Annotated in this window: 21 protein-coding genes; 15 read left to right on the top strand and 6 right to left on the bottom strand. The window is 59.6% G+C overall.

The genetic code is table 11. The annotated features are described in order from the left end of the window. Positions 1 to 44 precede the first annotated feature (44 nt). A complete protein-coding gene (locus FEE99_RS25980; RefSeq protein ID WP_041480025.1) occupies positions 45 to 1,532 on the top strand; it encodes a helicase HerA-like domain-containing protein in 1,488 nt (495 codons plus the stop codon). A 132-nt stretch (positions 1,533 to 1,664) separates the two neighbouring features. Here the strand turns inward: FEE99_RS25980 and FEE99_RS25975 are convergent, their stop codons facing one another. Then, positions 1,665 to 2,120 carry a DUF721 domain-containing protein gene (locus tag FEE99_RS25975; RefSeq protein ID WP_041479804.1) on the bottom strand — a complete coding sequence of 152 codons (456 nt, stop codon included), beginning with the start codon at positions 2,118 to 2,120 and terminating at the stop codon, positions 1,665 to 1,667. Between the two features lie 309 nt (positions 2,121 to 2,429). Here FEE99_RS25975 and secA point away from each other — a divergent pair, with 309 nt between their 5' ends. The 4 genes from secA to FEE99_RS25955 all read left to right on the top strand — a co-directional run bounded on the left by secA (position 2,430) and on the right by FEE99_RS25955 (position 8,268). Next, entirely contained in the window at positions 2,430 to 5,171 is a 2,742-nt protein-coding gene (gene secA, locus FEE99_RS25970) for a preprotein translocase subunit SecA (protein WP_038861039.1), read from the top strand. A 122-nt stretch (positions 5,172 to 5,293) separates the two neighbouring features. Beyond that, complete coding sequence (gene argJ / locus FEE99_RS25965; RefSeq protein WP_041479803.1) at positions 5,294 to 6,511, top strand: bifunctional glutamate N-acetyltransferase/amino-acid acetyltransferase ArgJ; 1,218 nt, start codon at positions 5,294 to 5,296, stop codon at positions 6,509 to 6,511. Between the two features lie 180 nt (positions 6,512 to 6,691). Then, entirely contained in the window at positions 6,692 to 7,324 is a 633-nt protein-coding gene (locus tag FEE99_RS25960; protein WP_041479802.1) for a glutathione S-transferase family protein, read from the top strand. Next, the gene (locus FEE99_RS25955) at positions 7,321 to 8,268 is read left to right on the top strand and encodes a Nudix family hydrolase (protein WP_041479801.1); all 948 of its coding nucleotides are present in this window, start codon (positions 7,321 to 7,323) and stop codon (positions 8,266 to 8,268) included. Before FEE99_RS25960 ends, FEE99_RS25955 begins: the two co-directional genes overlap by 4 nt. Before the next feature lie 119 nt (positions 8,269 to 8,387). Here the strand turns inward: FEE99_RS25955 and FEE99_RS25950 are convergent, their stop codons facing one another. From FEE99_RS25950 to FEE99_RS25940, 3 genes are read right to left on the bottom strand one after another with little or no spacing between them, the layout of a single operon-like run. After that, positions 8,388 to 8,972: a cob(I)yrinic acid a,c-diamide adenosyltransferase gene (locus FEE99_RS25950; protein WP_041479800.1), complete on the bottom strand. Its 585-nt coding sequence runs from the start codon at positions 8,970 to 8,972 to the stop codon at positions 8,388 to 8,390. Between the two features lie 3 nt (positions 8,973 to 8,975). Then, entirely contained in the window at positions 8,976 to 11,012 is a 2,037-nt protein-coding gene (locus FEE99_RS25945) for a sensor histidine kinase (protein ID WP_041479799.1), read from the bottom strand. A gap of 45 nt (positions 11,013 to 11,057) precedes the next feature. After that, complete coding sequence (locus tag FEE99_RS25940) at positions 11,058 to 11,975, bottom strand: putative 2-dehydropantoate 2-reductase (protein ID WP_041479798.1); 918 nt, start codon at positions 11,973 to 11,975, stop codon at positions 11,058 to 11,060. 140 nt (positions 11,976 to 12,115) lie between these two features. Between FEE99_RS25940 and FEE99_RS25935 the strand changes: the two genes are divergently transcribed. Further along, a complete protein-coding gene (locus FEE99_RS25935) occupies positions 12,116 to 12,601 on the top strand; it encodes a YajQ family cyclic di-GMP-binding protein (RefSeq protein WP_016773491.1) in 486 nt (161 codons plus the stop codon). Between the two features lie 151 nt (positions 12,602 to 12,752). Next, positions 12,753 to 13,595 (top strand): mechanosensitive ion channel family protein, encoded by an 843-nt coding sequence (locus FEE99_RS25930; protein ID WP_016773492.1) that lies wholly within the window; start codon positions 12,753 to 12,755, stop codon positions 13,593 to 13,595. A 225-nt stretch (positions 13,596 to 13,820) separates the two neighbouring features. Here the strand turns inward: FEE99_RS25930 and FEE99_RS25925 are convergent, their stop codons facing one another. Beyond that, a complete protein-coding gene (locus FEE99_RS25925) occupies positions 13,821 to 15,092 on the bottom strand; it encodes an OprD family porin (RefSeq protein ID WP_041479797.1) in 1,272 nt (423 codons plus the stop codon). A gap of 892 nt (positions 15,093 to 15,984) precedes the next feature. Here FEE99_RS25925 and FEE99_RS25920 point away from each other — a divergent pair. Next, complete coding sequence (locus tag FEE99_RS25920) at positions 15,985 to 16,410, top strand: HIT family protein (protein WP_041479796.1); 426 nt, start codon at positions 15,985 to 15,987, stop codon at positions 16,408 to 16,410. A gap of 3 nt (positions 16,411 to 16,413) precedes the next feature. After that, positions 16,414 to 16,620, top strand: coding sequence for a SlyX family protein (locus tag FEE99_RS25915; RefSeq protein WP_041479795.1), 207 nt, complete (start codon positions 16,414 to 16,416; stop codon positions 16,618 to 16,620). A 65-nt stretch (positions 16,621 to 16,685) separates the two neighbouring features. On the opposite strand, the gene FEE99_RS25910 is transcribed toward FEE99_RS25915, so the two are convergent. Further along, positions 16,686 to 17,288: a cold-shock protein gene (locus FEE99_RS25910; protein ID WP_016773496.1), complete on the bottom strand. Its 603-nt coding sequence runs from the start codon at positions 17,286 to 17,288 to the stop codon at positions 16,686 to 16,688. A gap of 311 nt (positions 17,289 to 17,599) precedes the next feature. Between FEE99_RS25910 and FEE99_RS25905 the strand changes: the two genes are divergently transcribed. From FEE99_RS25905 to ruvC, 6 genes are all read left to right on the top strand, one after another. Continuing rightward, entirely contained in the window at positions 17,600 to 18,070 is a 471-nt protein-coding gene (locus tag FEE99_RS25905) for a Dps family protein (protein WP_041479794.1), read from the top strand. Positions 18,071 to 18,251: 181 nt separating this feature from the next. Further along, positions 18,252 to 18,590, top strand: coding sequence for a ribbon-helix-helix domain-containing protein (locus FEE99_RS25900; RefSeq protein WP_024014091.1), 339 nt, complete (start codon positions 18,252 to 18,254; stop codon positions 18,588 to 18,590). A gap of 130 nt (positions 18,591 to 18,720) precedes the next feature. Further along, a complete protein-coding gene (locus FEE99_RS25895; RefSeq protein WP_016773499.1) occupies positions 18,721 to 18,942 on the top strand; it encodes an FmdB family zinc ribbon protein in 222 nt (73 codons plus the stop codon). A gap of 98 nt (positions 18,943 to 19,040) precedes the next feature. Beyond that, positions 19,041 to 20,816, top strand: coding sequence for an aspartate--tRNA ligase (gene aspS / locus FEE99_RS25890; protein WP_041479793.1), 1,776 nt, complete (start codon positions 19,041 to 19,043; stop codon positions 20,814 to 20,816). Positions 20,817 to 20,935: 119 nt separating this feature from the next. Beyond that, a complete protein-coding gene (locus tag FEE99_RS25885) occupies positions 20,936 to 21,682 on the top strand; it encodes a YebC/PmpR family DNA-binding transcriptional regulator (protein WP_024014089.1) in 747 nt (248 codons plus the stop codon). Positions 21,683 to 21,839: 157 nt separating this feature from the next. After that, positions 21,840 to 22,367 carry a crossover junction endodeoxyribonuclease RuvC gene (gene ruvC, locus FEE99_RS25880; RefSeq protein WP_016773501.1) on the top strand — a complete coding sequence of 176 codons (528 nt, stop codon included), beginning with the start codon at positions 21,840 to 21,842 and terminating at the stop codon, positions 22,365 to 22,367. The last annotated feature ends 53 nt before the right edge of the window (positions 22,368 to 22,420 follow it).

The following is a 22,420-nucleotide window of genomic DNA, read 5'->3' as shown; positions in this document are numbered from 1 at the left end:
TGTATCGGCCATGTGTCATCAAAGATTAACCATTGGGTGAGAAAATGCCTGACTCCTCGCAACTCGTTATCGGCGCTGATCCGGCCGCGCAACCCATCGCTCAGGCCATGCGCCTGGCCAACCGCCACGGCCTGATCGCCGGCGCCACCGGCACCGGTAAAACCGTGACGTTGCAGCGCTTGGCCGAAGCATTCAGCGATGCCGGTGTGGCGGTGTTCGCCGCCGACATCAAGGGCGACCTGTGCGGCCTCGGTGCTGCCGGCAACCCGCAGGGCAAAGTGGCCGAGCGCATCGCCGGCATGCCCTGGCTCGGTCACACGCCCCAGGCTTATCCCGTCACGCTGTGGGACATCCACGGTGAATCCGGACATCCGCTGCGCACCACGTTGAGCGAAATGGGCCCGTTGCTGATCGGCAGCTTGCTCGAGCTGACCGACAGTCAGCAGTCGGCGCTGTACGCGGCCTTCAAGGTGGCGGATCGCGAAGGGCTGTTGCTGCTGGATCTCAAGGATCTGAAAGCGCTGCTCAATCACCTCAAGGACAATCCACAGTTGCTCGGCGAAGACGCCGCGCTGATGACCACCGGTTCCAGCCAGGCGCTGCTGCGCCGCTTGGCGACGCTGGAACAGCAGGGCGCCGAAGCCCTGTTCGGCGAGCCGGCGCTGCAACTCGAAGACATTCTGCAACCGGGCGCCGATGGCCGTGGACGTATCCATCTGCTCGATGCCAGTCGGCTGGTGCACGAGGCGCCGAAGGTTTACGCAACGTTCCTGCTGTGGCTGCTGGCCGAGTTGTTCGAGCAACTGCCGGAGCGCGGCGACGCCGACAAACCGCTGCTGGCGCTGTTTTTCGACGAGGCGCACTTACTGTTCGGCGACACGCCCAAAGCTCTGCAGGAACGGCTTGAGCAAGTGGTGCGCTTGATTCGTTCCAAAGGCGTTGGCGTGTATTTCGTCACCCAGTCGCCAGCGGACTTGCCGGATGACGTGCTGGCGCAGTTGGGCTTGCGCATTCAACACGGTCTGCGTGCGTTCACCGCCAAAGAGCAGAAATCCCTGCGCGCCGTGGCGGATGGCTTTCGGCCGAATCCGGCGTTCGACAGTCTGTCGGTGCTGACCGAACTGGGAATCGGCGAGGCGCTGGTGGGAACGCTGACCGAGAAGGGCACGCCGGAAATGGTCCAGCGTGTGTTGGTGGCGCCGCCGCAATCGCGGATCGGCCCGCTGACTGAAACCGAGCGCACCGTGCTGATCGCCGGCTCGCCGTTCAAGGGCCGTTATGACAAGCCGATCGATCGCGAATCGGCCTATGAAATCCTGATGGGACGCAAAGGGCTGGCGCCCGAGGCTGAAACACCAGCGGGCAAAGCTGCGGCCGAAGAGCCGAGCCTGGCTGACCGCGCTGGCGAATTCCTCGGCACGGCGGCAGGGCAGGCGCTGAAATCGGCGATGCGCCAGGCGGCCAATAACCTTGGCAAGCAGTTGGTGCGCGGGTTGATGGGCTCTTTATTGGGTGGCAGCAAGCGCCGCTGATCTCAGGCGAATCGAAGATCAAAACTGTGGGAGCGAGCCTGCTCGCGAAAGCGCTGTGTCATTCAACATCAATGTCGTCTGACACGGCCTCTTCGCGAGCAGGCTCGCTCCCACACGGAATGGTGTGCACGGTCAGGTCTTGCTTTTGGCATGCGCCGCCAGCCGCTCCAGCGCCGCGCGCAATCCCGGATCGCTGATCCCGTCGGCCGTCGACTGAATCGTCTCTGCCGCACTGCTCGACAGATCCATGGTGTGCCCAACCGCCCGATGCTGCACGATCGGCGGGCGCACGCTGAATTTGATCCGCGTCAGGTTGGCGAACTCTTCGAACAGTTGCAGTTGCCGTTGCAGGCGTTTCTGCTGATAGCGCAGGCGCGTCGCCCAATGGCCGTCAGTGACCACCAGTGACAGCTCGCCTTCGCGCCACTTGGCCACCCGGCAATGCTCGCGGGCAGCCGGTTGCAGCTGGCTTTCGAGCAGACGCTGCAAATGCTCCAGGCGCTGGGCATGGCCGAGGATGGCTTTGAGCGGTTTGGCTTCACGTAACAGAACGGCGGGTGCTCTGGCCGTGAGAGGGCGAAACGCCATGATCGAACACCTGAAAGTCACAGAGGCGCCATGGTAGCAGAAAGCTGCGGAACCTCTGGGCCATTGCTTTTGTCCCTGATTTGCTCATTAAATCAACGCCTGACTTCTTTCCCCCGACGGGTTGAAGTTGAGCAAAACGCCCCTATTTTAAGTGAGCCCCGTCAAAGCGCAGTGCCAGCATCGTGGAACATCGCCACTTTCCTCACCACCGTTTCCGGGTAGAATGCTCGTTCGCATGCGGCCATGAGGGCTGCACGGGCGACTCACGGGGCCGCCCTCCATCCCTTTAGTGTGGAAGATCCTGCCGATATGTTTGCGCCTTTGTTAAAGAAACTTTTTGGAAGCAAGAACGAGCGTGAAGTCAAACGCATGCTCAAGACGGTGCAGCTCGTCAATGCCTTCGAAGAGCAAATGGTGGCCCTTTCGGACGATCAATTGCGCGCCAAGACCGCCGAGTTCAAGGCCCGTATCGCCAAAGGGGAAACCCTCGACAAGCTGTTGCCGGAAGCCTTTGCCGTCGCCCGCGAGGCCGGCAAGCGTGTGATGGGCATGCGCCACTTCGACGTACAACTCGTCGGCGGCATGACTCTGCACGAAGGCAAGATTGCCGAAATGCGCACCGGTGAGGGCAAGACCCTCGTGGCCACCCTGGGTGTTTACCTCAACGCACTGTCCGGCAAGGGCGTGCACGTTGTGACCGTGAACGACTACCTGGCCCGCCGTGACGCCAACTGGATGCGCCCGCTGTATGAATTCCTCGGCCTGACCGTCGGCGTCGTGACGCCGTTCCAGCCGCCGGAAGAAAAGCGTGCCGCCTACGCCGCCGACATCACCTACGGCACCAACAACGAATTCGGTTTCGACTACCTGCGCGACAACATGGCGTTCAGCATGGATGAAAAATTCCAGCGCGAACTCAACTTTGCCGTGATCGACGAAGTCGACTCCATCCTCATCGACGAAGCGCGTACCCCGCTGATCATTTCCGGTCAGGCCGAGGACAGCTCCAAGCTGTACATGGAGATCAACAAACTGATCCCGCAGCTGGAACTGCACGTCGAGGAAGTCGAAGGCCAGGTCACCAAGGCCGGTCACTACACCGTTGACGAAAAGACCCGTCAGGTCGAACTCAACGAAGCCGGTCACCAGTTCATCGAAGAAATGCTCACCCGCGTCGGCCTGCTGGCCGAAGGCGAGAGCCTGTACTCGGCGCACAACCTTGGCCTGCTGACCCACGTCTACGCCGGTCTGCGTGCGCACAAGCTGTTCAATCGCAACATTGAATACATCGTGCAGGACGGTCAGGTCGTACTGGTCGACGAACACACCGGTCGTACCATGCCGGGTCGTCGTCTGTCCGAAGGCCTGCACCAGGCCATCGAAGCCAAGGAAGGTCTGAACATTCAGGCCGAGAGCCAGACCCTGGCCTCGACCACCTTCCAGAACTACTTCCGTCTGTACACCAAGCTGTCCGGCATGACCGGTACCGCCGACACCGAGGCGTTCGAATTCCACCAGATCTATGGTCTGGAAGTCATGGTCATTCCGCCGAACAAACCGTTGGCGCGTAAAGACTACAACGACCTGGTGTTCCTCACCGCCGAAGAGAAATACGCGGCGATCGTCGCGGACATCAAGGAAAGCATGGCCGCCGGTCGTCCGGTGCTGGTGGGTACCGCGACCATCGAGACGTCCGAGCACATGTCCGAATTGCTCGTCAAAGAAGGCATCGAACACAAGGTTCTGAACGCCAAGTTCCACGAAAAAGAAGCTGAGATCATCGCTCAGGCCGGTCGTCCGGGTGCGCTAACCATCGCCACCAACATGGCCGGTCGTGGTACCGACATCCTGTTGGGCGGCAACTGGGAAGTGGAAGTCGCTTCGCTGGAAAACCCCACCCCTGAGCAGATCGCGCAGATCAAGGCCGACTGGCAGAAGCGTCACCAGCAAGTATTGGAATCCGGCGGCTTGCAGGTAATTGCTTCCGAGCGTCACGAATCGCGCCGTATCGACAACCAGCTGCGTGGCCGTGCCGGCCGTCAGGGCGATGCCGGTTCGAGCCGCTTCTACCTGTCGCTGGAAGACAGCCTGATGCGCATCTTCGCCTCCGACCGGGTGAAGAACTTCATGAAAGCCCTGGGCATGCAGCCGGGCGAAGCGATCGAGCACCGTATGGTGACCAACGCGATCGAGAAGGCGCAGCGCAAGGTTGAAGGCCGCAACTTCGACATCCGCAAGCAACTGCTCGAGTTCGACGACGTCAACAACGAACAGCGTAAAGTGATCTATCACATGCGTAACACGTTGCTGGCCGCTGACAACATCGGTGAAACCATCGCCGATTTCCGTCAGGACGTGCTCAACGCTACCGTCAGCGCGCACATTCCGCCGCAATCACTGCCAGAGCAGTGGGATGTGGCCGGTCTGGAAGCGTCGATCGAAAGCGATTTCGGCGTGAAACTGCCGATCCAGCAATGGCTCGACGAAGACGATCACCTGTACGAAGAAACCCTGCGCGAGAAGCTCATGACCGAGCTGATGGCGGCGTACAACGAGAAGGAAGATCAGGCCGGTGCCGAGGCGCTGCGCTCGTTCGAGAAGCAGATTGTCCTGCGCGTACTCGACGATCTGTGGAAAGACCACTTGTCGACCATGGATCACCTGCGTCACGGCATTCACCTGCGCGGCTATGCGCAGAAGAACCCGAAGCAGGAATACAAGCGCGAGTCGTTCACACTGTTCTCCGAGCTGCTGGATTCGATCAAGCGCGACTCGATCCGCGTGCTCTCGCATGTTCAGGTGCGTCGCGAAGATCCGGAAGCCGAAGAGCAACGTCTGCGTCAGGAGGCCGAAGCACTGGCGGCGCGCATGCAGTTCGAACACGCCGAAGCGCCTGGCCTGGATCAGCCGGAAGCGCTGGGTGAAGAGGTCGATGTGGCGCTGGCCACCGCCGCAGCCCCGGTTCGCAACGAGCAGAAGCTGGGCCGCAACGAACTGTGCTACTGCGGTTCGGGCAAGAAATACAAGCATTGCCACGGGCAGATCCAGTAAAACCCGTTTCAATCGCTGAACACCCCGCGCCGCGACCGGCTCCTGCCGTCGCGGCGTTTTGCCATTTATCCCACCGTCCTTTCCCGTGGCGGTGCTGACATCATTGAGTAAGGAGCGCATTCATGGCTGTTGGTCTTGGTCCTTTGCCAACGTTGCACCCGGTTGCCGGTTTTGAACTCGGTATCGCCTCGGCCGGCATCAAGCGCCCGGGGCGCAAGGATGTAGTGGTGATGCGCTGTGCTGAAGGTTCCACCGTGGCTGGCGTGTTCACCCTGAACGCGTTCTGCGCCGCACCAGTGATCCTGGCGAAAAAGCGCGTGCACAATGCCGTGCGTTACTTGCTGACCAATACCGGCAATGCCAACGCCGGTACCGGCGAGCCTGGCTTGGCGGCTGCCGAGCGCACCACCGCTAAATTGGCTGAGCTGACCGGCGTCGATGCCAGTCAGATTCTGCCGTACTCCACTGGCGTGATCGGCGAGCCGCTGCCGGTCGAGAAAATCGAAGGCGCACTGCAAGCCGCGCTGGATGATCTGTCGGAGAACAACTGGGAAGCCGCGGCCACCGGGATCATGACCACCGACACCCTGCCCAAGGGCGCCAGCCGCCAGTTCGAGCATGACGGCGTGACCATCACTGTCACCGGCATCAGCAAAGGCGCCGGGATGATTCGGCCGAACATGGCGACCATGCTGGGTTACATCGCCACCGACGCCAAAGTCTCCCGCGAGGTGCTGCACAACCTGATGCTCGACGGCGCCAACAAGTCGTTCAACCGCATCACCATCGACGGCGACACCTCGACCAACGATTGCTGCATGCTGATCGCCACTGGCAAGGCCGCGCTGCCGGAAATCACCCGCGCTGAAGGCGAGCTGTTCGCCAAGCTGAAACAAGCCGTGTTCGAAGTGTGCATGGACGTCGCCCAGGCCATCGTGCGTGACGGCGAAGGCGCGACCAAATTCGTTACCGTTGAAGTGAATGGCGGCGGCAATCATCAGGAATGCCTGGACGTCGGTTACACCGTGGCCCACTCGCCGCTGATCAAGACCGCGCTGTTCGCCTCTGACCCGAACTGGGGCCGTATCCTCGCTGCCGTGGGTCGTGCCGGCGTGCCGGATCTGGACGTGAGCAAGATCGACGTGTTCCTCGGTGACGTGTGCATCGCCAGCCGTGGCGCTCGCGCAGCGACCTACACTGAAGCCCAGGGCTCGGCAGTGATGCAGCAGGAAGAAATCACCATCCGCATCGAACTGGGCCGTGGCGATTGCAGCGAAACCATCTGGACCACCGACCTGTCGCATGAGTATGTGAAGATCAACGCTGAATACCGTACTTGATTCAAGGTGTGGGAGTGGGCTGCCGGCCTCTTCGCGGGCAAGCCCGCTCCCACAGTGATTGCGGTCGTTCACAAATGCCGTGTACACCACCAACACCTGTGGGAGCGGGCTTGCCCGCGATGACGGACGACCAGACGCCAGACATTCTGGATTGTTTCCCTGACGAAAAGGCGCCACACCATGTCCCTGCACCTGATCATCGGCGACAAACTGCTTTCCTCCTGGTCCCTGCGTGCGGCACTGGCGCTGGACCTGACCGGCGCACCCTACAGCGAAGAGCTGATCAAGCTCGGCAAACCCGACACCCGCGAGCGCCTGCTCAAGCACTCGCCGACCGGCAAGGTGCCGTTGCTGCAAACCACCCGTGGCACCATCGCCGATTCGCTGGCCATTGCTGAGTACCTCGCCGAACAGTTTCCGTCCGAGCAACTCTGGCCGAGCGATACCTTTGCCCGCGCCCAGGCCCGCTCGGCCTGCGCACAAATGCACAGCGGCTTCTTCGCCATGCGTAACCACATGCCGTTCAACCTGAGCCAGGACGCACCGCTCAACCCGGTGCCGCCAGAAGTGAAGGTCGATATCGAACGCATGCTCGCGCTGTGGGCCGAATGCCGCGCGGCGGCGACGGAAGAGGGGCCGTACCTGTTCGGTCGTGTCAGCCTTGCCGATGCCTTTTTTGCGCCGATCGCCGTGCGCTTGCGCACCTATCAGGTGAAGCTGCCGGCGGTCGACGAAGCCTATGTTGAAACCGTCTACCAATGGCCCGCCTTCAAAGCGTGGCAAAAGGCTGGACTGGAGGAATTGAAACCGTGAAACGCGTCCACGTCGCCGCTGCCGTCATCCGTGACGGCGCCGGCAAAATTCTCATCGCCCGCCGTGCCGACACTCAGCATCAGGGTGGCTTGTGGGAATTTCCCGGTGGCAAGGTCGAGGCTGACGAATCGGTCGAGTCGGCCCTGGCTCGCGAGCTGCACGAAGAGCTGGGCATCGTTGTTGACGCTGCCCGGCCGCTGATCAAGGTTCGCCACGATTACCCGGACAAACAGGTCTTGCTGGATGTCTGGGAAGTCTCGGCGTTCAGTGGCGAACCCCACGGCGCTGAAGGCCAGCCACTGGCCTGGGTCACTGCCAGGGAATTGATTGACTATGAGTTTCCGGCGGCCAATCAGCCGATCGTCGCGGCGGCGCGCTTGCCTGCCGAATACTTGATCACTCCCGAAGATCTGGAAGGCCCGGCCTTGTTGCGCGGGATCCAGAAAGCGATTGCCGGAGGCATCAAACTGATCCAGCTGCGCGCACCCAACGGCTACGACCCGAAATACCGGGATCTGGCGGTGGATGCGGTGGGCCTGTGCGCCGGCAAGGCGCAGTTGATGATCAAAGGGCCGTTCGAATGGCTCGGCGATTTCCCGTCTGCCGGTTGGCACATCACCGCTGCACAACTGCGTAAATACGCGGCGGCAGGACGTCCGTTGCCGGCCGAGCGCTGGCTCGCGGCGTCGTGCCATGACGCCGAAGAACTAGCGCTGGCCGAGCAGATGGGCGTTGATTTCGTCACTCTGTCGCCGGTGCAGCCGACGTTAACGCACCCGGATGCGCAGCCGTTGGGGTGGGAGCAGGCACAGGCGTTGATTGACGGCTTCAGTAAACCGGTGTTTCTGCTCGGTGGAATAGGGCCGGCGGAGCGCGAGAAAGCGTGGGGTGTTGGGGCTCAGGGTGTGGCGGGGATTCGGGCGTTCTGGCCTGATCCAGTGTAAGGACTGCTTGCCCCATCGCTGGCAAGCCAGCTCCCACAGGTTATGGGTGTACACAACGGTTGTGAACGATCTGGATCCCTGTGGGAGCTGGCTTGCCAGCGATGGCGGTATATCAGGCGCTACTTCCCTTCAGGTTTTGCAGCGGGCTGCCACAAAATCTCCGCCACCCCTTGCCGCCGCGCAATCAACCGCGCCACAACAAACAGCAAGTCCGACAACCGATTGATATACGCCAGGCCAACCCCGGCCAACGGCTCAATCGAGTTCAAATGCTGACACCGCCGCTCGGCACTGCGCGCCAGACTGCGGCAGACATGTGCCTGCGCAATCAGCATTGAACCACCCGGCAAGATGAAGTTTTCCAGCGGCCCCAGCTCTTCATTCCACACATCGATGGCCGCTTCCAGCCGCTCGATTTCGGCCTCGTTCAACGCCTGATATTCAGGCATCGCCAGTTCGCCACCGAGGTCGAACAGGCGATGCTGACAAGGCGCCAACACTTCGATGATTTCATTCAGCGCCGGATGCACTTCGCGCTCGGCGAGCAAACCGGCGAGCAACACGCCGACCTGACTGTTCAGCGTATCGACCTCGCCGATCGCCTCGATGCGCGGGTGATCCTTGGGGACGCGACGGCCGTCACCGAGGCCGGTTTCGCCTTTGTCGCCGGTGCGGGTGTAGATCTTCGACAAGCGAAAGCCCATGGGTTACCTCGGTAGTGAATTGGTTTCGGTGGTCAACTGCGCCGGTTGTACCAACGGCAGACGCAGCGTGAAACAGGTGCCTTGGCCGGGTGCCGACTGCACTTCCATCTGGCCTTTGTGATTGTTGGTGATGATGAAGTACGACACCGACAGGCCAAGGCCGGTGCCCTGGCCGATTTCCTTGGTGGTAAAGAACGGCTCGAAAGTGCGCTTGCGCACGTTCTCGCTCATGCCGATGCCGTTGTCCTCGACCTGAATCTCGGCCCACGGCGGATTGAGTCTGGTGCGCAAAATGATCCGGCCCGGCTCGCTGTCGTCTTCGCGCTGATGAATCGCCTGCGCGGCATTTTTCAGCAGATTGAGCAGCACCTGTTCCAGTTCGTTGGCGGTGCCCGGCACTGGACCCAGGGCCGGGTCGAACTGGCGGATGATCGCCTGGCCCTTGAAGTCGAAACCGATGGCCAGATCGAAGTCGTTACCGGCGATTTCCACGGCTTGATCAATCAATGCCGGCAGATCGCACGGCGCCATTTGCCGGGTGCTGCGGCGGCTGAAGCTGAGCATGTGCGTGACGATTTTCGCCGCGCGGGCACCGGCCTGTTGAATGCCGTCGAGCAATTGCGGGACTTCGCGGCCTTGCAGGTAGCGGTTCACCGTGTCCAGTTCAATACCCAGTTGCTCGGCGGTCTCGATGTTCTTCGGCAGATCCGCCGACAGCCGCCGGCGAATGTTCTGCACGTTGTGCAGGATCGCGCCGAGCGGGTTGTTGATTTCGTGGGCCATGCCGGCCGCGAGGCCACCGACCGAGAGCATCTTCTCCGACTGCACCATCATTTCTTCCAACGACAGACGCTGAGTGATGTCGTCGATACGGATCACCACGCCGCGCCCGGCACCGCCCATCAGTGGGTAAAACGTCAGCGCGTAATGCTTGGGTTCATCGTCCTTGAACCAGGTCACCCGATCGACTTTAGCCACGGTGTGTTGTTCGACAGTGGCCTTGAGCTGCGGTAAAAACGGCTTGAGCGGTTCGAAGGCGAGGAAGATCGGCTGGTTCAGCGCCTCGTCCAGGCGTGTCCCGGAAAGTGCGCTGGCCTCCTGGTTCCACTGGGTGACGTAGAGCTGTTCATCGAGAGCGATCAGCGCCGAGGGCATCGAGTCGATGATGCTGTTGAGGTAATTCTGGAAGCCGGTGAGTTTCTTTTCGATCTTGCTGCGCACTTGGACTTCCAGTTCCAGTTTGCGGTTGGTGTGGCGGGTTTCCTCGGCCAGCCCTTGCGCCTGATCGTAGGCGGCCTGGGAGTCGTCGCGGGCACGCTTGAGCTGCTGCTCGCGGGCTTCGATGCGCGAGAGCATGGTGTTGAACGCCTCGGCCAGACTGCCGATTTCGTCGTGGTTGCCGCGCGCGGCGCGCAGGGCGTAGTTCTCTTCGCGGGTGACCTGCCGGGACAATTCCTCCAGCTGGTGAATCGGCCGGGTAATCAGGCGCTTGATCTGCCGGGCGATGACCAGCCACAGCAGTACGCTGAAGATCAGGATGCCGAGGCTTGCGGTCAGAGTGCCGGTGTAGAACGCCATCGGCAGTTCGCTGCTGGCGACCAGCAACAGATGCCCCGGCGCGGCACCGGGGCGGGGCAGGGTGATCAGTTGGTTGCTGCGAAACTCGGTGAGTTGCCAGGCTTCGACGTGGCGGTAGCGCTCGGGGAGGCTGAGTTTCTCGCCGCGCTGCACTTGCGCCAGGCGTTCACCCTTGCCGTCGTACAGGGCGGCGGCGCGCAGCGGTGAATAACTGTCGAGCTCCTTGAGCAGGCGCTCGGCGCTGCGCGGCGACTCCAGCGCATCGCTGACCAGACTCGGATTGGCGATCAGCCGGCCGATGGTCTGCAAGGCTTGTGGCGCCATGCTTTCCTGAGAAATGTAGTAGGCGGCGCTGATAAAGGTCAGGTTGGCGACAAGCAGAACCGTGGTCAACAACACCAGCAGGGCGGCCAGCAGTTTCTGGCCGACCGGCAGGTTTTCAAGGCGCTGGCGCAATGGCATCAGGTTTATCGCAGCAGGGGAACAAGTCGTCAGCCTAGCGGCTGCTCAGTCACTGGGCAATCCACGCTTGCGCAGATGCGCCACCAAACGTTGCTGCAACTGGTGCAGATGCGGCAGATGCAACTGATGGCGCTCGGCAACTTTGCAGGCGTGGCCCAACAGATAGCTGATCTCGGTGCGGCGCTGGTTGGCGACGTCCTGATACATCGAAGAGTAATTGGCGGCGGTGGCGTGGATCACTCGTTCGACTTCCGCTTGCAGGTTTTCCGCCGCAGCCGGCTGGCCGCAGCGTTCGAGCAGTTCGGTCAATTCGGCACAGAGTGTGGCAACTTCGCAGTGATGCTCACTCAGCCCGCCGTTGCGGCAATCGTGGAGCACAGTCAGCGGGTTGATCGCGCAGTTCAGCGCCAGTTTGCGCCACAGTCGAGTGAGGATGTCAGCGCTCCATTCATGGGGAATGTTCGCCGCTTGCAGATCGTCCAGCCAGACCGGCGCCAGCGGATTTGCGCCATCGCCCAGCCAGTTGAAACCGTGACCGGCAAACACCACGCGCCAATCGCCATCGCGGAACGCGCCCTCGGTGCTGGAGGCGCTGATGCAGCGCGCTTGCGGTACCCGCGCGGCGACGGCGTTCTGACTGCCAAGGCCGTTTTGCAGGAGGATCAGTTCGGCGTCTGGCGCGAGGCGTGAAGCGAGGCGGGCGACGGCCTCTTCGGCGTCATAGGCCTTGCACGCGACCAGTAAACGGCGAATTGGCTCGGGGCTGTCCGGGGTTTCGCCGGGAACTGCATAGGTATGAGCTTGTCCGTTTTCTACCAGGGTCAAGCCGCCCACTGCCTCGTAGCTGTGCAAGCGCGCCGCATTGCGCAGGATCAGCCGCACTGGCAAGCCGGCGCGAGCCAGACGTGTCGCCCAGAGTGTGCCGAGGCTGCCGGCGCCAAGTACATGCCAGGTGGTCGACATCAGTTTTTTGCTCGATTGCTTGCAGGCATGTGCGGCTCGCCGTATCGGTAGGAAAAGACCCGTTATAATGAGCCCGATTTTAACCGCAAGCCAAGCGCGCTCCATCCACATCGAGCGCGCCTTTTTATTGGAGAGATTACATGCCGTCGTTCGACGTGGTATCCGAACTGGACAAACACGAACTCACCAACGCGGTCGAGAACGCCGTGAAGGAACTCGATCGTCGTTATGACCTGAAAGGCAAGGGCAGCTTCGAGTTCAAGGAAAAAGACCTGACCGTCAGCCTTACCGCCGAAGCCGCTTTCCAGCTCGAAGCGATGATCGAAATCCTCAAGCTGGCGCTGACCAAGCGCAAGATCGACGTGCAGTGCCTTGAGGTCAAGGATGCTTACGCTTCGGGCAAACTGATGAAGCAGGACGCCATCCTCAAGGAAGGCATCGACAAAGAGCTGGCAAAGAAAATCGTCGGCCACATCAAGGAAGCCAAGCTCAAGGTCCAGGCCGCCATTCAGGGCGAGCAGGTGCGTGTCACCGGCAAGAAGCGCGACGATTTGCAGGAAGCCATCGCGGCCCTGCGTGCCAAGGAATTCGGCATGCCGCTGCAGTTCAACAACTTCCGCGACTAAGCTTGTTTTGTGACTGTGTGGGAGCGAGCCTGCTCGCGAATGCAATGTGTCAGTCAATTTATTGCTGAATGACACGACGCTTTCGCGAGCAGGCTCGCTCCCACAGTTGTTTTGAATACACCCCGGGAAGCCGGAAATCAGGAGATAGAACATGGATTTGAATGCGGAAGTGGACCACCTGGTCAAGGCGTCCCAGGCGTGGATCCCGATGATCATGGAATACGGCAGCCGCGTACTGCTGGCAGTGATTACCCTGGCGATCGGCTGGTGGCTGATCAACAAGGTCACGCAGAAGCTCGGCGGTCTGCTCGCTCTGCGCAATGCCGATCTGGCGCTGCAAGGCTTTATCAGCAGCCTGGCCAACATCATTCTCAAGGTGCTGCTGATTGTCAGCGTCGCGTCGATGATCGGCGTCGAAACCACCTCGTTCGTCGCGGCTATCGGTGCTGCGGGTCTGGCGATCGGTCTGGCCTTGCAGGGCAGCCTGGCGAACTTCGCTGGCGGCGTGCTGATTCTGCTGTTCCGCCCGTTCCGCATCGGTGACTGGATCGAAGCCCAAGGTGTAGCGGGTACCGTCGACAGCATCCAGATTTTCCACACCGTGCTGCGTACCGGCGACAACAAGACCATCATCCTGCCCAACGGCAACCTGTCGAACGGCATCATCACCAACACCAACCGCCAGCCAACCCGCAAAGTCGTGTTCGATGTGGGCGTGGATTACGAAGCGGATCTGCAGAAGGCCCGTCAGGTATTGCTGGATCTGGCCAAGGATCCCCGCGTCATGCAGGACCCGGAGCCACAGGCAGTGATTTCGACATTGGGTGACAGTTCGATCACGGTTTCCCTGCGCGTCTGGGTCAAGACTGCGGATTATTGGGATGTGATGTTCATGTTCAATGAACAGGCGCGTGATCGTTTGAAGGCTGCCGGGATTGATATTCCGTTTCCGCAGCGGGTTATACGCGTAGTGCAGGAATCTGCCACGCAGTAAGCGTCTTTGAAGTTGGTTTGGCAGTCAGCAACTAATATAAAACCCGAGCAGTGTGCACACTCTCGGGTTTTTTATCGGCGCGATGAAACTATGCTGGCTAATAAGTAGCTGGCTAATGTTTTTTCTGTTTGATCAGTTATTCATCCATAAAAAAACCGCCCTCCTGATTCAGGAGGGCGGTTTTGTTAGAGCAGAGCTCTACAGTACGTCAGCTTCGCAACCTTATTAGAGGATGCTCAGTGGGTATTCAACGATCAAACGCAGGTCGTTGTTATCACCACCGTTGTAAGAAGTGTTGGAGCGATACCAGGCGCTACGCAGGCGGAAAGACAAGTCTTTCGCTGGACCGTTTTGCATAACGTATTTGGATTCGAAGTCGAGTTCGTGCTCTTTGCCCTCTTCAGCGCCGGTGCTGATGTTGTCACCTTTGATGTAACGGGTCATGAAGCTCAGACCAGGTACGCCGAAGGTAGCCATGTTCAGGTCATAACGGCCCTGCCACGAACGCTCGTCTGCACCGTTGAAGTCAGAGTACTGCACGGAGTTGGCGAGGAAGATAGTGCCGCCGCCGTCCACGCCGTACACGTAACCGGTGTCACCGCTGGAGCGCTGGTGGGCGAGGGTGAATTTGTGCGCGCCGATGCTGTAAGCAGCGCTAAGGGACCAGATGCGGTTGTCGATGTCGCCGGACAGGTCTTGACCCTGGCTCTTGCTCTTGTACCCGTTGAAATCGAAGTTCAGCGACTGTTCGTCGTTGATCGGCAGGGTGTAGTTCAGATTGACGTATTGCTTCTTGAAGTGGTCTTCCACGTCGGATGCTGCAACACCGGCGACAAAACTGTCGGTGAACTGATAGGTAGCACCGGCGATGTCAGCGGATTTCAGGCCACCTTCAACGATGGAGTCACGACCCATCTGGCTTTGCGCGCTCAGCGCGGTAAAGCGACCTGCGCTCAGTTCCAGGCCCGGGATCTCTTTGGATACGAGCATGGTGCCGGTAGCGGTCTCAGGCAGCAAGCGGCTGTCGTCGGTGGAAAAAACCGGGCTGGCGACAAACTGGTTACCGTATTTCAGGACAGTGTCGGAAAGACGGAACTTGACTGCTCCACCGCTTTTCGACTGAGTGTCTTCAGCTCTGCCGTCGCTATCGGCAGCGAACAGACCGTTGCCAGTGCGGCCGCGTCCAGTGTCCAGCTTGATGGAGCCAAGACCGAAAGCGTCTACACCTACACCGATGGTGCCTTGGGTGAAGCCGGACTCGTAAATGGCATGCATGCCAATACCGGTTTCTTCACGATAGCCCTGGCGCTCACCCGACGGGCTGCTTTTCAGGTTTTCGTTCTTGAAATCACGGTTCATATACAGCATGCGAGTCTTGACGCTGAAGCTGCTGTCTTCAACAAAACCTTTCGATTCATCTTGAGAAGACGCCATTGCGAACTGCGAGGTGCCTGCTGCAACAGCCAGGGCGATCATGCTCCACTTCATCACGCGCATCGTGATTTGCTCCTTTGGTTTTTAGAAGAGTACTGCCGTCCCACCTGTTTTATTATCTGGGCGGCTCTTTCTTTTTGTGTCGGCGCAAACTTATATCACGCCGACATTGTTGGCGATACTTGCGAAATCAACCTTTCAGCTTCTTTACGGCGTTGTCGCAAAAGGAGCGCTGGATGTCGCAAATTCACAGTACCGATGCAGCCGGACTGACAACTTTATCGCTGTTTCCGGGCCTTTTTTGCATCGCTAAAAAAGAGTCCCTGGCAAAACACTTGAATCTCCATCGGGCAACCCTGCCACTGTTTTTATTGGCTTCAAGCGACCACTTCCAGTGGTGCGCTTATAGTCCATACGGTTACTAATGCAACAAGCGTGCACAAACCGCGAAAACGCTGCGGTTATTTTTCTGTGGGCCGCTCGCAGATGTGAAAACCGTGTGAAAACGGGGCTCCGGAGCCTTTTTTGCTGCGGGCTTGACGAGGTTCTCCCAATGGTGTTGCAGCGTACCCAGGGTGCGCCGGACAGCAAAAAACGTTACCGGTTCACCCCTTACTGAGTATTTAGCGGATGCCCGACCCAGTGAGCGTAGTCGTGTTGTGCAGTTTTGGTGCAAAAAAATCATGAATCCAGCCTTGGGCAATCTGGCGGCGACTGACCTGAGGTACGGTAGATCAAGGATTTTCGTGCAGCTCTTCACGTCAAGGCTCATGTCGGGGCCTGTGTTGGTGCGCGGCCGGGATAAATGTTTCATGTCGGAGCGCCTGACGATTTACTGCTGGCAGCGGCGTGAAGCTCGCTGCATTCGCAGGTATGCTGCCGTTCTGTCGCTTGGCGCGCTGCTTCGAATGGGCCGCCGCTAAGCTGAGTTAGAGGATCAGCGGGAGTGCTCACAATGTTTGCTTTGGATTCACGACTTCAACAGGACGCCCTGGTCATCGGCGACTTTCCGTTGTGCCGGCTGTTGCTGTCCAACGACAGCAATTACCCTTGGTTCATCCTGGTACCTCGTCGCGAGGATATAAGCGAGTTGTTTCAGTTGGATGTCGCCGATCAGCAGCAACTGTGGCAGGAAACCACCACCCTTGCCGAGTTACTCAAGGATTCGTTCGACGCCGACAAGCTGAACGTGGCAACCCTGGGTAACGTTGTCAGCCAGTTACATATGCATGTGATCGTGCGTAAGCGTGACGATGCCGCCTGGCCGGCTCCGGTCTGGGGCAGGCACCCGGCCAAGCCGTACAGCGCGGAACAGGTAGCAGCCATTCGCGAGCGCTTGCGTCTGGTGCTGACCGATGAATTCACTTTTTTGGAGGGCTGAGTCATGAGCCTTGAAGGACGCGTTACCGATCTGGAAAGCCGTTTGGCCTTTCAGGATGACACCATTCAGGCATTGAACGATGTGCTGGTGGCGCAGCAGAAGGTCATCGAGCGCTTGCAATTGCAGATGGAAGCGCTGATCAAGCGTCACGAAGAGATGGTCGGGCAGTTCGGTGCTTTTGAGGAAGATGCACCGCCGCCGCATTATTGAGCCATTCGGCAGGCATAAAAAAACCGCGAACAGTCAGGCTGCTCGCGGTTTTTTTTTGCTTTGGATCAGCGACGCGGCAGGGCGGCGATCACGTCCTCGGCTTGCAGGCCTTTGTCGCGGTTCATTACCGAGAACTCGACGCGCTGGCCTTCGACCAGGACGCGATGGCCTTCGCCACGAATGGCGCGAAAGTGCACGAAAATATCATCGCCGGAATCCCGGGAGATAAACCCGAAACCCTTGGAAGTGTTGAACCACTTCACGGTGCCGGTATCGCGATTGCTCATGTCATAGGTAGTCGGCGCAGCGGCCGGTGACGATTTGTAGAAGCTCACGGCCAGATGCAGCAGCACGGCAACCAGGGCGATCACCAGGCTGAACAACACCGCCGGCTGGCCAGCGATGACCGGCATCGGCGCGATCAGGGTCAAAGTTTGCAGGACGACAGTCAGTACCAGAAGGGCGCTGACCAGATTTTGCAGATGCTGGCGCGGGCCTTTGTTCCAGTAAGGAATCACTGGAGCGATGACCAGGTTCAGCAGGCCGAAAAAGGCCAGGTAAAGTGCATCGGGCTGTTGCAGGTAAGGAACGGCTTCGGCTTTCAGGCTGGGTATGAACGACAGCAGCAAGGCTGCTGCGCCCATTAGCAGGTGGACGATTTTCAACATTTTGATTGGCTCACGTTATGACGGCTCACAAGGAAGAGCTGAAGGCGCACGGTTCGCTTCAGGACAAAATAAGAGGCGGTGGACACGTACACGGCATCAGCCTATGCGCAACACCCCGGAAAATAGGGCATGGCGACACACTGCCTATTTAACAGCAAAGCCTGCGGCTACTCAAATCAGCCCGGCCAGCGGCAGAGAAACGGTCGATTTGTCGCAGTTTGACCACGGATTCATAGCTGCGAGCCGGCTCTTGCCTTGCTACAGTGGGACCGAACCTGCTGGATGAATTCAATCACTGTTAGGGGGCAAGCATGGCAATTGATATCGGTATCAGTGAAGAAGACCGCAAATCCATCGTCGAAGGGCTGTCGCGACTGCTGTCGGACACCTACGTGCTGTATCTGAAAACCCATAACTTCCACTGGAACGTCACCGGCCCGATGTTTCGCACGTTGCACCTGATGTTCGAAGAGCAATACAACGAGCTGGCGCTGGCCGTCGATTTGATCGCCGAGCGTATCCGTGCGTTGGGCTTCCCGGCGCCGGGTGCCTACGCGACCTACGCGCGTCTTTCTTCTATTAAAGAAGAAGTCGGTGTGCCGAGCGCCGAAGACATGATCAAGCAATTGGTCGAAGGTCAGGAAGCGGTGACCCGTACCGCGCGCGGCATTTTCCCGCTGCTGGACAAGGTCAGCGACGAGCCGACCGCTGACCTGCTGACCCAGCGCATGCAAGTGCACGAAAAAACTGCGTGGATGCTGCGCGCGCTGCTCGAGGAATGATCCAGACGCTGCGGACGGCGTGAGGTCGTCCGCATGCTCTCCAGACTCTTACCGTTGTCGTTGGCTTATCCTACGAGGCTGGTCAACAAGTCGTATGGCGCGAACTTTGTCACTGGGTTTTTATGAAGGCGCAGGATGTTGCCTTATAAATCAGCAGTCATGGCAAAGGAGTGTCAACGCTATGGTAGAAGGAGACAGGCGAAGCGACAGGATGTCGGCTTCGCGGCATGTAATAAAGGTCGATCCGTTTGTCAGCGAGTTCGACATGAACCTGATCCGGCCGCTGTCGCGGTCGATTCGCCTCAATGGTTTTGCGACCTGCCTGCGACTCGAGCAGGTCTACTGGAACATACTCGGCGGCATGGCCGAGGACAATCATTGCTCGATCAGCACACTGCTATCCCACGTTGATCGTGAGGTGCATCTGCGTTACGGCGGAGTGAAGAATTTCAGTGCGCTGGTGCGGGTGGTTTGCGTCATGAACGGGATCAAAGATCTCGCACCCGCAGTTTCGCGCTGAAACGGCGGTTGCAACGAGGTTGCGGGCTGTGCAGCGTTACGGCTGCACAGCCCGCATTTAATCGATATAATCCCGCGCTTTCGCCGCAAAGCCCTGCGCGCGGCAGCAATCTGATCGCCGAGACACCTCCATGCCAATGTACGATTACCAATGTGCTTCCTGTGGTCATCAGTTGGAAGCCATTCAGAAGATCAGCGACGCACCGTTGGTCGATTGCCCTGCCTGCCAGGCGCCCGAACTGAAGAAGCAGCTGTCCATGCCGGGTTTTCGCCTCAGCGGCAACGGTTGGTACGAGACCGACTTCAAGACCGGAGCCAAGAAAAATCTGGCCGGTGGCGACAAAGCTGACTAGGGTTCCAACCCTGAACGAACGACACGCGTGAGTTTCCGCCCTGCTTGATCGCGGCCGGATCTCCACCGAATTTCGAATTACGAGAAGCGAACCACACCATGATGCGCAGCCACTATTGCGGCCAACTGAACGAAAGCCTGGAAGGCCAGGAAATTACCCTTTGCGGATGGGTTCACCGTCGCCGCGACCACGGCGGGGTGATTTTCCTCGATATCCGTGATCGTGATGGTCTGGCTCAGGTGGTGTTCGATCCGGATCGCGCCGAGAGCTTCGCCGCCGCCGACCGCGTGCGCAGCGAATACGTCGTGAAGATCACCGGCAAGGTGCGTCTGCGTCCGGCCGGCGCGACCAACGCCAACATGGCCTCGGGCATGATCGAAGTGCTCGGTTATGAACTGGAAGTGCTGAACGAGTCGGAAACCCCGCCGTTCCCGCTCAACGAGTTCTCCGACGTCGGCGAAGAAACCCGCCTGCGCTATCGCTTCCTCGACCTGCGTCGTCCGGAAATGGCCGAGAAGCTGCGTCTGCGTTCGCGCATGACCACCAGCATCCGTCGCTTCCTCGACGAGAACGGCTTCCTCGACGTTGAAACGCCGATCCTGACCCGGGCCACTCCGGAAGGTGCGCGTGACTATCTGGTGCCGAGCCGTACCCATGCCGGTTCGTTCTTCGCCCTGCCGCAATCGCCGCAGCTGTTCAAGCAACTGCTGATGGTGGCCGGCTTCGACCGTTACTACCAGATCGCCAAGTGCTTCCGTGACGAAGACCTGCGTGCCGACCGTCAGCCGGAATTCACCCAGATCGACATCGAGACCAGCTTCCTCGATGAAAAAGAGATCATGGGCCTGACCGAGCAGATGATCCGCAACCTGTTCAAGGAAGTGCTGAACCTGGAGTTCGGCGAATTCCCGCACATGACCTTCGAAGAAGCCATGCGCCGCTACGGTTCGGACAAGCCGGACCTGCGTATTCCGCTGGAACTGGTTGACGTTGCCGACCAGTTGAAAGAAGTCGACTTCAAGGTGTTCAGCGGCCCGGCCAACGATCCGAAGTGCCGCATCGCCGCACTGCGTGTTCCAGGCGGGGCGAGCATGCCGCGCAAGCAGATCGACGACTACACCAAATTCGTCGGCATCTACGGTGCCAAGGGCCTGGCGTACATCAAGGTCAACGAGCGTGCCGCCGGTGTTGAAGGTCTGCAATCGCCGATCGTGAAGAACATCCCGGAAGACAAGCTCAACGTGATCCTCGATCGCGTTGGCGCAGTCGATGGCGATATCGTGTTCTTCGGTGCCGACAAGGCCAAGATCGTCAGCGAAGCCCTGGGCGCGCTGCGTATCAAACTCGGTCACGACCTGAAGCTGCTGACCTGCGAGTGGGCGCCAATGTGGGTCGTCGACTTCCCGATGTTCGAAGAGAACGACGACGGCAGCTTCTCGGCGCTGCACCACCCGTTCACTGCACCGAAGTGCACCCCGCAGGAGCTCGAAGCCAACCCGGCCGGCGCACTGTCCCGTGCGTACGACATGGTCTTGAACGGCACCGAGCTGGGCGGCGGTTCGATCCGTATCCATCGCAAGGAAATGCAGCAAGCGGTATTCCGCCTGCTGGGCATCAACGAAGCGGAACAGGAAGAGAAGTTCGGCTTCCTGCTCGACGCGCTGAAGTACGGTGCACCGCCGCACGGTGGTCTGGCCTTCGGTCTGGACCGTCTGGTGATGCTGATGACCGGCGCCCAGTCGATCCGTGAAGTGATCGCCTTCCCGAAAACCCAGAGTGCTGCCGACGTGATGACGCAGGCTCCGGGCGTAGTGGATGCCAAGGCATTGCGCGAGCTGCACATTCGTCTGCGCGAAACGCCAAAGGCTGAGTAAGACGGGCCTGAAGGCGCATCTTCGGATGCGCCTTTTTTCTTTCTCAGGTCGAATTTTTCAATTGCCGGCCGCTGCCTCGGCGGGGCGGGCAAGGTTTCAAAGAGCATTCGGAGCAAGTTATGGCAGGTCATTCCAAGTGGGCAAACATCAAGCACCGCAAAGAACGTCAGGATGCCAAGAGGGGCAAGATCTTCACCAAGTGGATCCGTGAACTGACCGTTGCGGCTCGTCAGGGTGGCGGTGATCCGGGTTCCAATCCACGTTTGCGTCTGGCCCTGGACAAGGCGTTGAGCGCCAACATGAGCCGCGACATCATCGACCGCGCCGTTGCGCGCGGTGCCGGTGCCACCGAAGCGGACAACGTTGAAGAACTGACCTACGAAGGCTATGGCCCGGGCGGTGTGGCGGTGATGGTCGAGTGCATGACCGACAACCGCAACCGCACTGCGGCGGCTGTGCGTCACGCGTTCAGCAAGTGTGGCGGCAACCTTGGCACCGATGGTTCGGTGGCGTATCTGTTCGAGCGCAAGGGCCAGATCAGTTTCGCCCCGGGCGTCGATGAAGACGCACTGACCGAAGCGGCGCTGGAAGCCGATGCCGATGACGTGGTCACCCACGAAGACGGTTCGATCGACGTGTTTACCTCGTTCACCGGTTTCTATGCGGTGCGCAACGCGCTGGAAGCGGCCGGGTTCAAGGGCGACGACGCGGAAATCGTCATGCAGCCGACCACCAGCGCCGAGCTGGATCTGGAAGGTGCGGAGAAGGTGCTCAAGCTGATCGACATGCTTGAGGACCTGGATGACGTGCAGAACGTCTACTCCAACGCGGATATCCCGGAAGACGTCGCCGCTCAGCTTGGCTGATGTAAATAGAAAGGTCGCAGTTTTTTGCTGGCTCTACACTTCTTCTGTAGGAGCTGCCGAAGGCTGCGATCTTTTGATCTTTTAAAAACACAAAGATCGCAGCCTTCGGCAGCTCCTACATGTACCCTCAGCTTTCGCATCATTTTCTGCAGGCGTTATGACTCTAATCCTTGGTATCGACCCCGGTTCGCGCATCACCGGTTACGGGATCGTTCGCGATACCGGGCGGGGTGGCTGCATCTATGTGGCCTCGGGCTGCATTCGCACCGGTTCCGGCGAGCTGCATGAGCGTCTGCAGATCGTCTATCGCGGCGTGCGCGAAATCATCAAGACCTACGGCCCGGTGACCATGGGCATCGAAAAGGTGTTCATGGCGAAAAACGCCGACTCGGCGCTGAAGCTCGGGCAGGCGCGCGGCGCTGCGATTGTCGCCGGTGCCGAAGAATGTCTGGAGATCGCCGAGTACACCGCCACGCAAGTCAAACAGGCGGTGGTCGGCACCGGTGCGGCCAATAAGGAGCAGGTGCAGATGATGGTCATGCACATGCTCAAGTTGACCAGCAAGCCGCAGATCGACGCCTCCGACGCTCTCGCGATTGCCATTTGCCATGCGCACACGCGCTCCAGCCTGCTGCCGCACGGTCTGGGAACCGCACGCAGTCGTGGCGGGCGCCTGCGTCTCTGATAGCATCAGCATCAATTTTCTCGAAAGTGACTTCGCGGTGCCTGTGTTGTCGG

Origin of the sequence: Pseudomonas sp. ef1 (assembly GCF_007293365.2) — a bacterium.
Classification (GTDB): domain Bacteria; phylum Pseudomonadota; class Gammaproteobacteria; order Pseudomonadales; family Pseudomonadaceae; genus Aquipseudomonas; species Aquipseudomonas siliginis.
The sequence above is the reverse complement of the archived record's forward strand: the minus strand, read 5'-3'. Positions and strand labels throughout refer to the sequence as shown.

Excerpts from the sequence above, each read along its gene's own strand:
- FEE99_RS25980 (WP_041480025.1), top strand. The coding sequence starts at position 45 with ATGCCTGACTCCTCGCAACTCGTTATCGGCGCTGATCCGGCCGCGCAA.
- FEE99_RS25975 (WP_041479804.1), bottom strand. The coding sequence starts at position 2,120 with ATGGCGTTTCGCCCTCTCACGGCCAGAGCACCCGCCGTTCTGTTACGT.
- secA (WP_038861039.1), top strand. The coding sequence starts at position 2,430 with ATGTTTGCGCCTTTGTTAAAGAAACTTTTTGGAAGCAAGAACGAGCGT.
- argJ (WP_041479803.1), top strand. The coding sequence starts at position 5,294 with ATGGCTGTTGGTCTTGGTCCTTTGCCAACGTTGCACCCGGTTGCCGGT.
- FEE99_RS25960 (WP_041479802.1), top strand. The coding sequence starts at position 6,692 with ATGTCCCTGCACCTGATCATCGGCGACAAACTGCTTTCCTCCTGGTCC.
- FEE99_RS25950 (WP_041479800.1), bottom strand. The coding sequence starts at position 8,972 with ATGGGCTTTCGCTTGTCGAAGATCTACACCCGCACCGGCGACAAAGGC.
- FEE99_RS25945 (WP_041479799.1), bottom strand. The coding sequence starts at position 11,012 with ATGCCATTGCGCCAGCGCCTTGAAAACCTGCCGGTCGGCCAGAAACTG.
- FEE99_RS25940 (WP_041479798.1), bottom strand. The coding sequence starts at position 11,975 with ATGTCGACCACCTGGCATGTACTTGGCGCCGGCAGCCTCGGCACACTC.
- FEE99_RS25935 (WP_016773491.1), top strand. The coding sequence starts at position 12,116 with ATGCCGTCGTTCGACGTGGTATCCGAACTGGACAAACACGAACTCACC.
- FEE99_RS25930 (WP_016773492.1), top strand. The coding sequence starts at position 12,753 with ATGGATTTGAATGCGGAAGTGGACCACCTGGTCAAGGCGTCCCAGGCG.
- FEE99_RS25925 (WP_041479797.1), bottom strand. The coding sequence starts at position 15,092 with ATGCGCGTGATGAAGTGGAGCATGATCGCCCTGGCTGTTGCAGCAGGC.
- FEE99_RS25920 (WP_041479796.1), top strand. The coding sequence starts at position 15,985 with ATGTTTGCTTTGGATTCACGACTTCAACAGGACGCCCTGGTCATCGGC.
- FEE99_RS25915 (WP_041479795.1), top strand. The coding sequence starts at position 16,414 with ATGAGCCTTGAAGGACGCGTTACCGATCTGGAAAGCCGTTTGGCCTTT.
- FEE99_RS25910 (WP_016773496.1), bottom strand. The coding sequence starts at position 17,288 with ATGTTGAAAATCGTCCACCTGCTAATGGGCGCAGCAGCCTTGCTGCTG.
- FEE99_RS25905 (WP_041479794.1), top strand. The coding sequence starts at position 17,600 with ATGGCAATTGATATCGGTATCAGTGAAGAAGACCGCAAATCCATCGTC.
- FEE99_RS25900 (WP_024014091.1), top strand. The coding sequence starts at position 18,252 with ATGGTAGAAGGAGACAGGCGAAGCGACAGGATGTCGGCTTCGCGGCAT.
- FEE99_RS25895 (WP_016773499.1), top strand. The coding sequence starts at position 18,721 with ATGCCAATGTACGATTACCAATGTGCTTCCTGTGGTCATCAGTTGGAA.
- aspS (WP_041479793.1), top strand. The coding sequence starts at position 19,041 with ATGATGCGCAGCCACTATTGCGGCCAACTGAACGAAAGCCTGGAAGGC.
- FEE99_RS25885 (WP_024014089.1), top strand. The coding sequence starts at position 20,936 with ATGGCAGGTCATTCCAAGTGGGCAAACATCAAGCACCGCAAAGAACGT.
- ruvC (WP_016773501.1), top strand. The coding sequence starts at position 21,840 with ATGACTCTAATCCTTGGTATCGACCCCGGTTCGCGCATCACCGGTTAC.